The organism is Streptomyces sp. NPDC005492, from assembly GCF_040605995.1.
GTDB lineage: Bacteria > Actinomycetota > Actinomycetes > Streptomycetales > Streptomycetaceae > Streptomyces.
Genome location: NZ_JBEXDX010000002.1, coordinates 411,840 through 424,932, shown reverse-complemented (window position 1 = coordinate 424,932; position 13,093 = coordinate 411,840). Strand labels below are relative to the sequence as shown.

Here is a 13,093-nt window from a genome sequence, read left to right as displayed (position 1 = left end):
CAGGGAGCCCGTCCCCCTGCCCGACACCGACGAAGCTACGGGCCATCGAGGTCAGGTTCTGTCCTCAATCGCCGGATCGGTTGGATCGGAGAGGGATCTAGAAGGGGAAACCGCTGCGTCCGTGCTGCACCGAGATCCACTTCAGGCTGGTGAACGCGTCCAGCATCGACTCGCCGTTCAGGCGGCCCAGGCCGGAGGCCTTCTCGCCGCCGAAGGGGACGATCGGCTCGTCGTGGACGGTGCCGTCGTTGACGTGGAACATGCCGGTGTCGATCTGCTTGGCGAAGCTGACGCCCCGCTCGATGTCGCCGGTGTGGACGGCGCCGCTCAGGCCGTACGGCGTGTCGTTGACGATGCTCACCGCCTCCTCCTCGCCGTCGAACGGGATGAGGAAGGCGACCGGGCCGAAGACCTCCTGGCGCAGCAGCGCCGAGTCTGCGGGGAGGTCGGTCAGGACCGAGGGCTCGACCAGGTTGTCGGTGGCCGTGCCGTGCACGAGGGCCGTCGCGCCCTCCGCGATCGCCTGGTCGACGACGCCCGAAATGGCGTCCGCCTGCGAGGAGTTGATGACCGGGCCGATGACGGTCCCCGGGTCGCGCGGGTCGCCGACCTTGAGGGACTTCACCTTGGCGACGAACTTCTCGGTGAACTCGTCGGCGATCGCGCGGTCGACCAGGACACGGTTCGCGGCCATGCAGACCTGGCCCTGGTGGACGTAGCGGCTGAAGACCGCCGCGTCGACCGCGTAGTCGATGTCGGCGTCGTCGAGGACCACGATGGCGCTGTTGCCGCCGAGTTCGAGCACCGAGCGCTTGAAGTGCGAGGCGCAGACGGTCGCGACATGGCGGCCGACCTTGTCGGAGCCGGTGAAGGAGATGACCTTCGGGATCGGGTGCTCGATGAACGCGTCGCCGATCTCCGCGATGTCGGTGATGACGACGTTGAGGAGGCCACCGGGCAGGCCCGCGTCCTCGAAGATCTTCGCGACCAGGGAGCCGCCGGTGATCGGGGTGTTCTGGTGCGGCTTGAGCACCACGCCGTTGCCCAACGCCAGTGCCGGGGCGACCGACTTGAGGGAGAGGAGGAAGGGGAAGTTGAAGGGGCTGATCACGCCGACGACGCCCACCGGGACGGTGTAGACGCGGTTCTCCTTGCCGTCGACCGGCGAGGGGATGATCCGGCCCTGGGGGCGCAGCGCGAGGTGGATCGCCTCGCGCAGGAACTCCTTGGCGAGGTGCAGTTCGAAGCCGGCCTTCAGGTGCGTGCCGCCGAGTTCGGCGATGATCACCTCGGCGATCTCCTGCTCGCGGTCCTCGATGAGCCGCAGCGCCTTCTCGAACACGGCACGGCGGGCATAGGGGTTGGTCGCGCCCCACGCCTTCTGTGCGCGGGCGGCCGCCTGGTACGCCTCGTCGACCTCGTCGACCGTGGCTATCGTGATCGACGCCAACTTCTCGCCGTCGTACGGGTTGAAGTCGATGATGTCCCAGGAGCCGGTGCCCGGGCGCCATTCGCCGTCGATGTACTGCTGAGCAAGGTCGGTGAAGTAGGACGACATGTGATCCCTCAATCGCTGGCAGACGATCAACAGCAGACACGGTCAGCGCGGCCTGAAACAGACACGATCATCACGGTCTGATCACACGTCATCGTACTTGTGTTTCAAGAGAGTTGGAGCAGTCCCCGAAGAAGATCCCGGCTCTCGTCCGGACCCGGACTGTCCTGCTGGAGCTCCTTCAGTGCCTTCTCGTACTGGGTGACGTCCTCGGCCTTGTCCAGATACAGCGCGCTGGTGAGCTGCTCCAGATAGACGACGTCCGAGAGGTCGGACTCCGGGAAGGAGAGGAGCGTGAAGGCGCCGGACTCGCCGGCGTGACCGCCGAAGCCGAACGGCATCACCTGGAGGCGGACGTTGGGGTGTTCGGAGACCTCGATCAGATGCTGGAGCTGGCCGCGCATCACCTCGCGGTCGCCGTACGGGCGGCGCAGGGCGGCCTCGTCCAGGACGATGTGGAAGTCCGGCGGGTTCTCGTTCACCAGGTACTTCTGCCGCTCCAGACGCAGCGCCACGCGCCGCTCCACATCGGCCTCGCTCGCGCCCTTCATACCGCGCCGGACGACCGCGCGGGCGTACGCCTCGGTCTGCAGCAGTCCGTGCACGAACTGCACCTCGTAGACGCGGATGAGGGAGGCGGCGCCCTCCAACCCCACATAGGTGGGGAACCAACTGGGCAGGACGTCCGAGTAACTGTGCCACCAGCCCGCTACGTTGGCCTCCTTCGCGAGGGAGAGGAGTGAGATGCGCTCCGCCTCGTCCGTGATGCCGTACAACGTCAACAGGTCCTCTACGTCCCGGGTCTTGAAGCTCACTCGCCCCAGCTCCATGCGACTGATCTTGGATTCGGAAGCACGGATCGAGTACCCCGCGGCCTCGCGGGTGATCCCGCGTGCTTCACGCAGTCGCCTGAGTTGCGAGCCGAGCAGCATCCGCCGCACCACCGATCCGGGCTCTCCCGCGCTCACGTTCGTCAGCCTCCCCAACCGTCTTCAGGGGCCGCAGTCTGCCACTAAAACACTTCGAGCAGTACTCGTTCGGTTACAGAAATGGAAAGAAGGGACTCCCCTTCACAGGAAGTCGCCAGGAAGTCGTCAGGAAGAGGTCAGGAAGAAGCAAGGTCAAGGCGTGAGAACGGCGTGAAGTTGGCGGAAAAAATGGCCAACAAGCGGTACGGGTGGGTCCAATTCGGTCAGCTGCACGTGCATCTGCCCTTGCATCTGCTGTACGCATCCGAAACCATGGTCTCGCGCCACCGCTGCATCGCAACGACCGCGAATTCCCGGGAGTGCCTCGCATGGGGACGAATGGATCGACCATGCTCAAGCCGTTACGGCAGGGCCTTCCACCGCTGGACCCCTCCGCCGTGTCCAGCGCCGCCTCTTGTGCCCTGCCCGCCCGCTACGAAGCGGTGCGCGAGGCACGGAAGTTCACCCGTCGCACGCTCGACCAGTGGGATCTGGGCGACCGTTTCGACGACGTCTGCCTGGTGGTCTCCGAACTGGTCACCAACGCGCTGCGGCACGCGCTGCCGGCCAACACTCCTCGCGCCGTGGACCAGAACCCGCCCGTACGGCTGCACTTGATGCGGTGGACCGAGCGGCTGGTGTGCGCGGTGCGCGACCCCAGTCACGACAGTCCCGTCGCGCAGGACTCGGGCGACTTCTCGGCGGAGTCGGGGCGGGGTCTGTTCCTCGTCGAGTCGTTCAGCGACGGCTGGGGCTGGCACCCGCTCGCGGGGACGCTCAGCGGCAAGGTCGTCTGGGCACTGTTCCAGCTGCAGAGCGACACCGCGCCGAACGACGCGTGACGAACCGCGGCTCTTTTTCGGGCCGCGGTTCTACGCGCGTTGCCGACGCCGGGGCCGTGCCGGACCGCCAGCCCACCGTCAGGTGGTTATCAGGTGGTCGAACTCGCCGTCCTTGATGCCCAGGAGCATCGCCTCGATCTCGGCGCGTGTGTAGACCAGCGCGGGACCGTCGGGGAAGCGGGAGTTGCGCACCGCCACGTCCCCTCCCGGCAGCCGCGCGAACTCCACGCAGGAGCCTTGCGAGTTGCTGTGCCGGCTCTTCTGCCAGGCCACTCCGTCAAGCTGGGTGGCAGCCATGCCGTTGTACACGTCGTACGTCAAGTACACGCTGTCAACGCGGTGGTCCACAGGTCGCTCCCGGTTGTGCACTGGCTGGTGTGGCCATTGATGCAGTGGTCAACTGTTCCGGATCATAGCCCTGTTCATGTGCAGATGCATGGGCAGATGCACGTGCACGGGGGGTGGTCCTCCGGTTACAGCTTTGACGACTGCTTTACCGATGCCGTTCCAGCGTCTGCCCCGGTCCTCGCAGGACATGTCCTAGTGAAGACGCGTACCGGGGCACTTGTGTTCCGGGAGAGGGCGGCTATCGGGTCGAGTAGGGCAACAATGCCATCTCCCGGGCGTTCTTGATCGCGGCGGCAAACCCCTTTGCCGCTGGGCGCTGCTGACGTTCTCCAGGAAGGCTTCGAAGGCGGGCGGGAGACGTTTCCAGGCAGCGGGCCCAGCGGCGTACTCGATGTCGGTCAACAGGCAGGACTCCAGGAGCCGTTCGAGTCCGTCGCGGTCGGGACCCGGGGACGTGAAGACGAGATGCTGACAGCAGTCCCCGCGCTCCGGATGCCAGTCGAGCGCGGCGGCGGCACGGCGCACCGGCGGCACCAACTCCCAGGAGGCATCGGGCAACGAGGCCAGCCAGGGCCCCGCACGCGGCACGGCGGGCCGAGTTGAAGGAGATCATCCGGCGGCCCGGCTCGACCGAGGCCGAACGGGTCGCCGCCCAGCGGGAGTTGAGCGACCAGCCGCGGGACGCCAGTGCCACGCGCGTGCGCAACCGGGACCAGGTCGACGGGCGGCCCCGCGGCTACGTCCGCGCCTTCGGGCTGTCCCGGGTGAACCTGCGCGGGCAGGCTCACAGCGGATACCTACCCGGCGTCCGCAAATCCTCCTGGTGACCCCTGGTAGCTTGCTGCGGTCGTTCCGGCCAAGGCCGACCGGGCGGCCGTCCGGCTACAGCATGGGGAGCTACCAGTGACTACGGCGTTTTCGACGGTGTCGACGGTACGGATCGCGGCCGCTGTCGCCGGTCTGGCGGGCGCGCTCGTGCTGACCGCGTGCAGCGGCGACTCCAAGGACGACTCCTCGTCCACGCCGAGCGCGTCCGCCACCTCGACCGCCACGGCGGACACCGGAGGCTCCACCGGCAGCAGCCCGTCGGCCGCGTCCGACGGGCTGCAGGGGAGCTGGCTCGCCACGACCGGCGGCAAGGCGGTGGCGCTGGTGATCACCGGCAAGCAGGCCGCGCTCTTCACCACCGGCGGAAGCGTGTGCAGCGGGACCGCCGGCGAGGAGGCGGGCATGCAGATGATCCACCTCACGTGCACGGACGGGAGCAAGACCCGGGCGACCGGAATGGTCGGCTCCGTCAGCAAGTCGAGTCTCGCGGTCACCTGGTCGGGCAGTCTCGGCAAGGAGACCTACACCCGCTCCGAGGGCGGACAAATGCCGTCCGGCCTGCCGACGGCGAGCCTCGGGTCGTAGCCGACTCCGCGTCCCGTGGGCCTCGTGTCGGCGGACCCTCGTCCGGTGCGGGATGATCCCCTCATGCGCACCATTTCCCTCGCCGTCACCGCCGTAGCGTCGGCCCTGCTCCTGACCGCGTGCAACGACAGCGGCGGCGGCTCCGCCGACAGCAAGAACGGCTCGGCCTGCTCCTTCGACGGGGTCGCCGTCCAGGTCGGCCCCGCCAGCACCGCCCCGGCCGCGGGCGACACGGGCGAGGTCCCCGTCTCGCTCACCAACCAGAGCAAGCCCTGCACCCTGGACGGCTTCCCCGGCGCCTCGCTGGAGGCCGGCGACACCAAGGTCGCCCTCGCCACCCAGAAGGGCGCCAAGGCGCAGAAGCTGACGCTCGCCAAGGGCGACGCGGCGTCCTTCACCATCACCTACGTACGCGGCAAGGCGGGCGACAAGCTGAGCCTGGCCGCGACGAAGGTGGTCATCACCCTGCCGGGCAGCAGCGACACCGCGAGCTACAAGTGGTCCTACGGGCCCGTCCAGGGCAAGACCTCGGTGAGCGACTCGGAGGCCTCGGTCGGCGCCTTCACCCAGGCCGGCGACTGACGTCCGTCAGCCGAGCGGTGGCCGGGCCCTGACCTGGGCACGGTCCGCCGCCTCGGCGCCCTCCGTCCAGCCCGCCTCGTCGCTGACTCCGCGCAGCCGGGTCGTGGTCGTCTCCGGGAACATCTCGTCGACGCGGTCGGTGACGGCGACCTCGCGGGTGGCGAGGACCGGCAGCAGGTCGTCGGTCACCTGGGTTCCGGCGGCCTCGGCCAGCCGGGTCCCGATGCGGTGGGCGTAGGCGGCGAGGAACGACTGCCGGAAGGTCTTGGTCCGCCTACGGCCGCCCGCGCGCTGGGCCGCCTCCGCCCGGGTCATCGCGGTCGTGGCCTGCACCAGCAGTGAGGTGTAGAGCAGCTCGACCACCTCCAGATCGCCCTCGAAGCCGACGACCGTGGAGAAACCGAAGGCCTCGTTCCACACGGCCCGGCAGTGGTTCGCCCCGGCGACCGCGTCCAGCAGCACCGCCTTCGCCTGCTCGTACGGCGCCTCGACCCCGATCCGGCAGGCCCCGGGCGCGTCCTTCGCCGGTGCCTGCGCGTCGAGCAGCGCCTCGTCGATACTGTGCCGCGCCATCAGCTCCTGCGCCTTGGCGCTCAGCGCCTCCGCCTCCTCCGGGAACCCGGTCGCCTCCGCCTTCGCGAGCAGCGCGCGGATGCGGGTGAGCATGCGGGACGCGGGCCGACGGCTCTCGTGCCGTTTCGGTTCGTCCAGGGGTTCGAGGCTCGGCAGCCGCAGCAGCAGCCGGTACAGCTCCAGCACGGTGGTGGCGTGCGTGAAGCGGTCGGTGCGGGCCGGCGGCCCGGCGGCGGCCAGCTCCTCCACCTGCGCCGTCCAGCGCGGTCCGCGCGCCCGGTCGTCGGGCGCCTGCTCGCGGATCAGCGCCGACACGAGTCGTACGTGTACGTCGTCCAGGTCCCGCCGAACCAGCCGTACGACATCGGCGGGCTGCCACCCGCGCCGCCAGGCCGCCGCGACGAACTCCCGCCCCCGCCGGGCGAGTTCGGGGTCGGCCGAGGGGTCGGCGGCGAGGATCGAGGCGCCCGCGTCGAGGGCGTCGTGGGTGTCGGTGTAGAGGGCGGCCTCGAAGGCGCGCTCGACGGTGCCGGTCGTGCTGCTCACCCGTCGATCGTGTCATGGGGTGGCGGGGAGGTAGGGCTGGGCATACCCCCGGGACGCCCGCTGGTGGTCGTGTGCGCGCGGGCCGGGCGCGGTGCGATGGGGGCATGACACAGACAGTCGTACGGACAGTCGTACGGATTCGGGGACTTCGGCGTCACTACGGCGATGTGTGCGCCCTCGACGGGGTGGATCTGGACTTCGGCGCCGGGACGTTCACGGCGGTGATGGGGCCGTCGGGGTCGGGGAAGTCGACGCTGCTCCAGTGCGCGGCGGGGCTGGAACGGCCGGACGGTGGGACGGTGACAGTCGCCGGAGTGGACCTGTCCGGCCTCGGCGAACGCCGGCGGACGCTGCTCCGGCGCGAGCGGATCGGCTTCGTCTTCCAGTCCTTCAACCTCCTCCCCTCGCTCACCGCCGCGCAGAACGTGGCCCTGCCGCTACGGCTGGCCGGGCGCCGCCCCTCGCGCGGGGCCGTGCGCGAGGCGCTGGAGCGGGTGGGGCTGGCGGAGCGGGCCGGGCACCGGCCGTCGCAGTTGTCGGGCGGGCAGCAGCAGCGGGTGGCACTCGCGCGGGCACTGATCACGCGCCCGGCGGTGCTGTTCGGGGACGAGCCGACGGGGGCGCTGGACACGAACACCAGCCGCCAAGTGCTCACTTTGCTACGGCAGTTGGTGGACGTCGAGGGCCAGACGACGGTCATGGTCACCCACGATCCGGTGGCCGCGTCCTACGCCGACCGGGTCGTCTTCCTCGTCGACGGCCGACTGGGCGGGGAACTGCTCGCACCGTCCGCGGCCGAGGTGGCGGCGCGCCTGACGGAACTGGAGGGCGTGCCGTGTTGATCCTGGCTTCGTTGCGTACGCGGTGGGTGTCGCTGGTCGGTGCGTTCGTCGCTGTGGGGCTGGGGGTCGCGGTGCTGGCGGCGGCGCTCGCGGGGCTCGCCTCGGCGGTGGGCGCGCCGGAGCGGGCGCCGGAGCGGTTCGCGTCCTCGCCGGTCGTGGTGCTGGGCCGGGACACGCTCACCGTGGAGGTGCGGCGCGGTGCGTCCACCGCGAAGGTGACGAAGAAGCTCGCTCATCCACACCCTGTGGACAACCAACTCCTGGCGGAACTACGGGCGTTGGGACCGGTGCGGATGGCCGCCGCCGGACGGCGGGACGCGGTCGGGATCGACGCGCCGGTCGCGGCGGTACGGGCGGTGGTGGGCCAGCGGGCGCGCGTCCTGACGGGGAGTGCGCGTCGGCTCGCCGATCCGTCCGCGACACGCGACGCCGAGCAACTGACCTCCGTCGTCGCACTGCTCGGCACGGCCGCCGGGGTCACCGGCTTCGTGTCCGTGTTCGTCATGGCCTCGACCTTCGCCTTCATGATCGCCTTGCGGAGAAGGGAGTTGGGGCTGCTGCGGATGGCGGGGGCGACTCCGGGTCAGGTACGGCGACTGCTGCTCGGGGAGGCCGGGGCGGTGGGGCTGGTGGCGTCGGCGGCCGGGTGCGCGCTGGGAGTGCCGGCCGCGCCGTGGCTGGTGCGGGCGCTGGTGGAGGGCGGGGTGGCGCCGTCGTGGTTCGCGTTGCGGGCGGATGTGGGGTGGCCGTACGAAGTCGCCTTCTGTGTCGGGGTGTTGGTGGCACCGGCCGGTGCGTGGGCGGCCGCGCGACGGGCCGGGCGGGTGGGACCTGCGGAGGCCTTGCGGGAGGCGGCCGTGGACACGGGGGTGCTGCCGTGGTCGCGGAAGCTGATCGGCGGTCTGCTGCTGACGGCCGGACTGGCCCTGCTGGCCCGGTCGTTGTGGACGGACCCGGCGGACCTGCTGAAACGGAAGACGTACACGACCCAGCCGATGATCCTCATCACGGCACTCGCCGCGCTGGCCCCCGCCCTGGTGGGCCCCGTCGTACGGCTGATGGTGCGGCTGCCGGGCGCCTGCGGGCTGCTGATCCGCGAGAACACGGCGGCCTCGGTACGGCGAACCGCCGCTGTGGCGGCGCCCGTTCTGGTGACGGTCGCGCTGGCCGGTTCGCTGCTGGGGTCCGCGTGGACGGTCACGGGGGCGAAGGAGGCGGAGGCACGGGAGCGGACGCGGGCCCAATTCGTCGTCACGGGTGAGGGGTTGAGGGTTCCGACGGCCTCGGCGGTCCCGGGTGCGACCGTCTCCGCGTCCGCCTCGACGGCGGTCTTCGTACGGGAGGACGGTACGGCCCTCGTCCGCTCCGACGCTCGTGCCGTACGGGATGTGCGGGCGTTCACCGAGGTCACGCGGTTGCCGGTGATCGCCGGTGACGTAAGGGAGTTGGACGACCGCTCGATCGTCGTGAACGAGGAGTGGCAGCGGCACGCGGTCGGCACCTGGGTGCGGGTGTGGCTCGGGGACGGGCGGACGGCCCGGCTGCGGATCGTGGCGGTACTGGCGCGCGGGACCGGCGACAACGGGGCGTATGTGACGACGGCGAACGCGCCGGGGGCGGCGGTGGACCGGCTGGAGGTGCGGCTCGCGGGCGGGGCGGGCGAACGGGCGCGGGTGCTGGGCGAGTTGAGGGCGTCCGGGGGGACGGTCCGGAGTGCGGGGGCGTGGCTGGCGGAGACGTATCCGCGGGTGGGGATCTGGGGTGGCGGGGGTGGCCGGGGCGGGGCGCAGACACGGCTCGGGCTGTTCGTGGTGCTGGGCATCTCCCTTGTGTACGCGGGCATTTCGCTGGCTGCGACGCTGCTGATGGCGATGTCCGCGCGGAGCGGCGAACTGCGGTCACTGGGGCTCGCGGGAGCAACTCGCGGGCAGGTGCTCGGAGTTGTCGTAGGAGAGGCGCTGGTGGCTGTGGGGGTGGGAGCCGGACTCGGGGTGGGGGTGAGTGCGGTCAACCTGGCTGGTCTGGCTGGGGCGTTGGAGGTGTTGGGGGCGCCTGTGGGGGTGGGGGCTCCTTGGGGAGTGGTGGGGGTGTGCGTGGGGGCTTGTGCGGTGATCGGGGTGGTTGCGGCGGGGATCGGCGGGGCGGTGACGGTGTCAACCCGGGGTTGACACCTGGGGACTGTCAACCTACGGTTGACACATGACGACCAACCCGAACGTCACCTCATCCGTACGTCTCGACGACCTCATCGCCGCCATCAAGAAGGTCCACCCCGCCCCGCTCGACCAGCTCGAGGACGCGGTCATCGCCGCTGATCATCTGGGCGATGTGGCCGACCATCTGATCGGCCACTTCGTGGATCAGGCCCGGCGCTCGGGGGCCTCCTGGACGGATATCGGGAGGAGCATGGGGGTTACCCGGCAGGCGGCGCAGAAGCGGTTCGTGGCCAAGGAGTCGGCCGACCTCGATCCGAGTCAGGGGTTCAGCCGGTACACGGTCCGTGCCCGGAACGTGGTGATGGCCTCCCACAACGAGGCCGTCGCCGCCCGCAACCCCGAGGGCCGCCCCGAGCACCTGATCCTCGGCCTCCTCGCCGAGCCGGACGCCCTCGCGGCCAAGGCGATCACCGCACAGGGGGTCCTCCTGGACGCCGTACGCCAGGCGGCCACAGCGGCGCTCCCGCCGGCCGCCGAGGAGGTCCCGGACCTCATCCCCTACGGCCCCGACGCTAAGAAGGTCCTGGAACTCACCTTCCGCGAGGCCCTGCGCCTGGGTCACAACTACATCGGCACCGAACACCTCCTGCTCGCCCTGCTGGAGCACGAGAACGGCGAGGGCGTGCTGAACAGCCTGGGCATCGACAAGCCGACGAGCGAACGGCACATCGCCGAGATGCTGCACCAACTCCAGGGCTGACGTGCCGCCTCAGAACCGGCTGGTGTCCAGGTCGAACCCCAGCGGCTCCGGGAGCGCCACGGTCTTGGAGATCTCGATCTCGGCGGCACGGGTGTAGCGGTCCTCGGAGGGCTCGCTGTAGACGATGACCGTTCCGGCCTCGCGGTCGATCAGCAGGTAGCAGGGGATGCCCGCGCGGGCGTAGCCGCGGAGTTTGGGCCCGCGGTCGTTGGCGGCGGTGGACTCGGAGGTGACCTCGCCGACGAGGACGACGGGTGCGGGGTCGTGGTAGCGCTGGTCGTCGGCGAAGCTGCCCTTCGGGGCGATCACCAGGTCGGGGACCACCTTGCCGCTGTCGGATGCTTGGGGAATGCACAGGCCGATGCCGGTGTAGCGCCCGTAGTCCTTTCGATGGTCCCGGACCTGCCCGGTGACCTCGGACACGATCTCTTCATGCTCCCCATTGGCCGGAGGCACCACGTGGATCTTCCCTTCGATCAACTCCACGCGCCAACCCTCCGGAGCGGCAGCGTCGAACGCCTCGAAGGCGGCCTCGACCGACGTGTCCATACGCCTCTCCTCCATCGGACTCGGATGAGGGTTCAGGTGCAGTCGGCGCTCTGGGGCGGTCAGTGCCACGGCGGACCTCCTTCGTACGGAGCGACCCTGCCAGCGTAGGCGAGAGGGCCGTCCGCGATCTCGTGATGCGTCACTCGTACGAGTGTGCGCGTGACGTTTCTTCGCTCGGGGCGGGCCGGACCACGAGCCGGTTCGCGCAGGTCGGGGCCGTTGTCAGACCCGCGTGCCAGACTCGCGAACATGACCGATCGCTGGGCGCTCGCTCCGGCCGAGGGCGGTGGCGTAGAGGTCGCCGCCCTCGGTCCGGACGGGCTGCCCGTGGGGGCGGTGCGGCGGGAGCCGGATCTCGTCGAGGCCGTGCGGGGGCGCGGAGAGGTCTCGCGGTGGGTGTGGCGGTCCACCGCCGAGGTGTATCCGGCGCTGCTCGCCGCGGGGGTGCGGGTGGAGCGGTGCTATGACGTGGAGGACGCCGAGACCCTGCTGCTCGGCCACGAGGGGCGGCACGGCGAGCCGCGCTCGGCCGCCGCCGCGCTGGCCCGGCTGCGCGGCGGGCCCGTTCCGCCGGATCCGCCGCAGCGGGCCGCCGAGCCCGGCTCGCAGTCCTCGCTCTTCGAGCCGCAGAGCGTGCATCTCCCGCTGGCCGACCTCCTCGCGGTCTACGCCGAGCAGCAGCGGCGCCACGACACCACCACGCACCCGGACCGGATGCGCCTGCTCACCGCCTCCGAGTCGGCGGGCATGCTGGTCGCCGCCGAGATGAACCGCGCGGGGCTGCCCTGGAGCGCCGAGGTGCACCGGGAGCTGCTGCACGAACTGCTGGGCGAGCGGTACGCGGGAGGCGGTGAGCCCCGCCGACTCGCCGAGCTGGCGGACGAGGTGTCCGCCGCCTTCGGGAGACGCGTGCGGCCCGATCTGCCCGCGGACGTCGTCAAGGCCTTCGCCGCGGCCGGGATCAAGGTCAGGTCGACCCGGCGCTGGGAGATCCAGTCCCTCGACCACCCGGCAGTGAAGCCTCTGTTGGAGTACAAGAAGCTGTACCGGATCTGGGTGGCCCACGGCTGGTCCTGGTTGCAGGACTGGGTGCGGGACGGGCGGTTCCGGCCGGAGTTCCTCGCGGGCGGGACCGTCACCGGGCGCTGGGTCACCAACGGCGGGGGCGGGCTCCAGATCCCCAAGGTCATCCGGCGTGCGGTGGTCGCCGACCCGGGCTGGCGGCTCGTCGTGGCCGACGCCGATCAGATGGAGCCTCGGGTGCTCGCCGCGATCTCCCGCGACCCCGGGCTGATGGAGGTGGCCGGCCGGGCCACCGACCTCTACCAGTCGGTGTCCGACCGCGCCTTCTCCGGCGACCGAGCCCAGGCCAAGCTCGCGGTGCTCGGCGCGGTCTACGGCCAGACCTCCGGCGACGGCCTCAAGAACCTCGCCGCGCTCAGACGCCGGTTCCCGAAGGCGGTGGCGTACGTCGACGACGCGGCGCGGGCCGGCGAGGAGGGGCGGCTCGTCCGGACCTGGCTGGGACGGACCTGCCCGCCGGTGGCCGGGGGCGAGGACGCGGCGGAGGAGGCGGGCATCCCCCAGGACGACCCCGCCGATGCCTCCCCCGCCGGGGCTTCCCACGGCGACCAGGGCTGGGTGCCGGGCTACGCCTCCACCAACTCCCGCGCCCGGGGCCGCTTCGCGCGCAACTTCGTGGTCCAGGGCAGCGCCGCCGACTGGGCGCTGCTGATGCTCGCCGCGCTCCGGCGGTCCTGTGCGGGGCTGGCGGCCGAGCTGGTCTTCTTCCAGCACGACGAGGTGATCGTGCACTGCCCCGAGGAGGAGGCCGAGGCCGTGGTCGCCGCGATACAGGAGGCGGCCGACCTCGCCGGACGGCTGACGTTCGGGGAGACGCCGGTGCGGTTTCCGTTCACGGTCGCGGTGGTCGAGTGCTACGCCGATGCCAAGTAGGGC

General features: G+C 70.8%; 12 protein-coding genes and 2 pseudogenes. 8 read left to right on the top strand and 6 right to left on the bottom strand.

Features of this window, described 5'->3' with window-relative positions; all coding sequences use genetic code 11:
- Positions 1-97: 97 nt before the first annotated feature.
- Both ABZT04_RS04715 and ABZT04_RS04710 read right to left on the bottom strand, forming a co-directional pair.
- Complete coding sequence (locus ABZT04_RS04715) at positions 98-1,558, bottom strand: aldehyde dehydrogenase family protein (RefSeq protein ID WP_356052898.1); 1,461 nt, start codon at positions 1,556-1,558, stop codon at positions 98-100.
- A 104-nt stretch (positions 1,559-1,662) separates the two neighbouring features.
- Complete coding sequence (locus tag ABZT04_RS04710) at positions 1,663-2,487, bottom strand: helix-turn-helix transcriptional regulator (protein ID WP_355908054.1); 825 nt, start codon at positions 2,485-2,487, stop codon at positions 1,663-1,665.
- Positions 2,488-2,852: 365 nt separating this feature from the next.
- Between ABZT04_RS04710 and ABZT04_RS04705 the strand changes: the two genes are divergently transcribed.
- The gene (locus ABZT04_RS04705) at positions 2,853-3,365 is read left to right on the top strand and encodes an ATP-binding protein (RefSeq protein ID WP_356052896.1); all 513 of its coding nucleotides are present in this window, start codon (positions 2,853-2,855) and stop codon (positions 3,363-3,365) included.
- Between the two features lie 78 nt (positions 3,366-3,443).
- On the opposite strand, the gene ABZT04_RS04700 is transcribed toward ABZT04_RS04705, so the two are convergent.
- A complete protein-coding gene (locus ABZT04_RS04700) occupies positions 3,444-3,662 on the bottom strand; it encodes a DUF397 domain-containing protein (protein ID WP_356053072.1) in 219 nt (72 codons plus the stop codon).
- Between the two features lie 378 nt (positions 3,663-4,040).
- Positions 4,041-4,292: pseudogene (locus ABZT04_RS04695) on the bottom strand (cobalamin biosynthesis protein CobW); the annotation flags it as partial.
- Between ABZT04_RS04695 and rpsN the strand changes: the two are divergent.
- The 3 genes and pseudogenes from rpsN to ABZT04_RS04680 form a co-directional block, all read left to right on the top strand.
- Positions 4,292-4,540 (top strand): annotated as a pseudogene (gene rpsN / locus ABZT04_RS04690) (30S ribosomal protein S14); the annotation flags it as partial. The pseudogenes ABZT04_RS04695 and rpsN overlap by 1 nt on opposite strands.
- 76 nt (positions 4,541-4,616) lie before the next feature.
- Positions 4,617-5,126, top strand: a complete 510-nt coding sequence (locus ABZT04_RS04685) for a hypothetical protein (RefSeq protein ID WP_356052894.1) — start codon at positions 4,617-4,619, stop codon at positions 5,124-5,126.
- 63 nt (positions 5,127-5,189) lie between these two features.
- A complete protein-coding gene (locus ABZT04_RS04680; protein ID WP_356052892.1) occupies positions 5,190-5,708 on the top strand; it encodes a DUF4232 domain-containing protein in 519 nt (172 codons plus the stop codon).
- A gap of 6 nt (positions 5,709-5,714) precedes the next feature.
- On the opposite strand, the gene ABZT04_RS04675 is transcribed toward ABZT04_RS04680, so the two are convergent.
- Positions 5,715-6,827 (bottom strand): DUF2786 domain-containing protein, encoded by a 1,113-nt coding sequence (locus ABZT04_RS04675; protein WP_356052890.1) that lies wholly within the window; start codon positions 6,825-6,827, stop codon positions 5,715-5,717.
- Positions 6,828-6,931: 104 nt separating this feature from the next.
- Between ABZT04_RS04675 and ABZT04_RS04670 the strand changes: the two genes are divergently transcribed.
- The 3 genes from ABZT04_RS04670 to ABZT04_RS04660 are packed head-to-tail and all read left to right on the top strand — an operon-like array spanning position 6,932 to position 10,585.
- Complete coding sequence (locus ABZT04_RS04670) at positions 6,932-7,669, top strand: ABC transporter ATP-binding protein (RefSeq protein ID WP_356052888.1); 738 nt, start codon at positions 6,932-6,934, stop codon at positions 7,667-7,669.
- The gene (locus ABZT04_RS04665; protein ID WP_356052886.1) at positions 7,663-9,837 is read left to right on the top strand and encodes an FtsX-like permease family protein; all 2,175 of its coding nucleotides are present in this window, start codon (positions 7,663-7,665) and stop codon (positions 9,835-9,837) included. The genes ABZT04_RS04670 and ABZT04_RS04665 overlap by 7 nt, the downstream gene beginning before the upstream one ends.
- 31 nt (positions 9,838-9,868) lie before the next feature.
- Positions 9,869-10,585 carry a Clp protease N-terminal domain-containing protein gene (locus tag ABZT04_RS04660; protein WP_356052884.1) on the top strand — a complete coding sequence of 239 codons (717 nt, stop codon included), beginning with the start codon at positions 9,869-9,871 and terminating at the stop codon, positions 10,583-10,585.
- Between the two features lie 9 nt (positions 10,586-10,594).
- Here the strand turns inward: ABZT04_RS04660 and ABZT04_RS04655 are convergent, their stop codons facing one another.
- Positions 10,595-11,134: a Uma2 family endonuclease gene (locus ABZT04_RS04655; RefSeq protein WP_356052882.1), complete on the bottom strand. Its 540-nt coding sequence runs from the start codon at positions 11,132-11,134 to the stop codon at positions 10,595-10,597.
- A 249-nt stretch (positions 11,135-11,383) separates the two neighbouring features.
- Here ABZT04_RS04655 and ABZT04_RS04650 point away from each other — a divergent pair, with 249 nt between their 5' ends.
- Complete coding sequence (locus ABZT04_RS04650) at positions 11,384-13,090, top strand: bifunctional 3'-5' exonuclease/DNA polymerase (RefSeq protein WP_356052880.1); 1,707 nt, start codon at positions 11,384-11,386, stop codon at positions 13,088-13,090.
- The last annotated feature ends 3 nt before the right edge of the window (positions 13,091-13,093 follow it).

What these genes read in the sequence shown, in the direction of transcription:
- ABZT04_RS04715 (WP_356052898.1), bottom strand. Translation starts at nt 1,558, where the DNA reads ATGTCGTCCTACTTCACCGACCTTGCTCAGCAGTACATCGACGGCGAA.
- ABZT04_RS04710 (WP_355908054.1), bottom strand. Translation starts at nt 2,487, where the DNA reads ATGCTGCTCGGCTCGCAACTCAGGCGACTGCGTGAAGCACGCGGGATC.
- ABZT04_RS04705 (WP_356052896.1), top strand. Translation starts at nt 2,853, where the DNA reads ATGGGGACGAATGGATCGACCATGCTCAAGCCGTTACGGCAGGGCCTT.
- ABZT04_RS04700 (WP_356053072.1), bottom strand. Translation starts at nt 3,662, where the DNA reads ATGGCTGCCACCCAGCTTGACGGAGTGGCCTGGCAGAAGAGCCGGCAC.
- ABZT04_RS04680 (WP_356052892.1), top strand. Translation starts at nt 5,190, where the DNA reads ATGCGCACCATTTCCCTCGCCGTCACCGCCGTAGCGTCGGCCCTGCTC.
- ABZT04_RS04670 (WP_356052888.1), top strand. Translation starts at nt 6,932, where the DNA reads ATGACACAGACAGTCGTACGGACAGTCGTACGGATTCGGGGACTTCGG.
- ABZT04_RS04660 (WP_356052884.1), top strand. Translation starts at nt 9,869, where the DNA reads ATGACGACCAACCCGAACGTCACCTCATCCGTACGTCTCGACGACCTC.
- ABZT04_RS04655 (WP_356052882.1), bottom strand. Translation starts at nt 11,134, where the DNA reads ATGGACACGTCGGTCGAGGCCGCCTTCGAGGCGTTCGACGCTGCCGCT.
- ABZT04_RS04650 (WP_356052880.1), top strand. Translation starts at nt 11,384, where the DNA reads ATGACCGATCGCTGGGCGCTCGCTCCGGCCGAGGGCGGTGGCGTAGAG.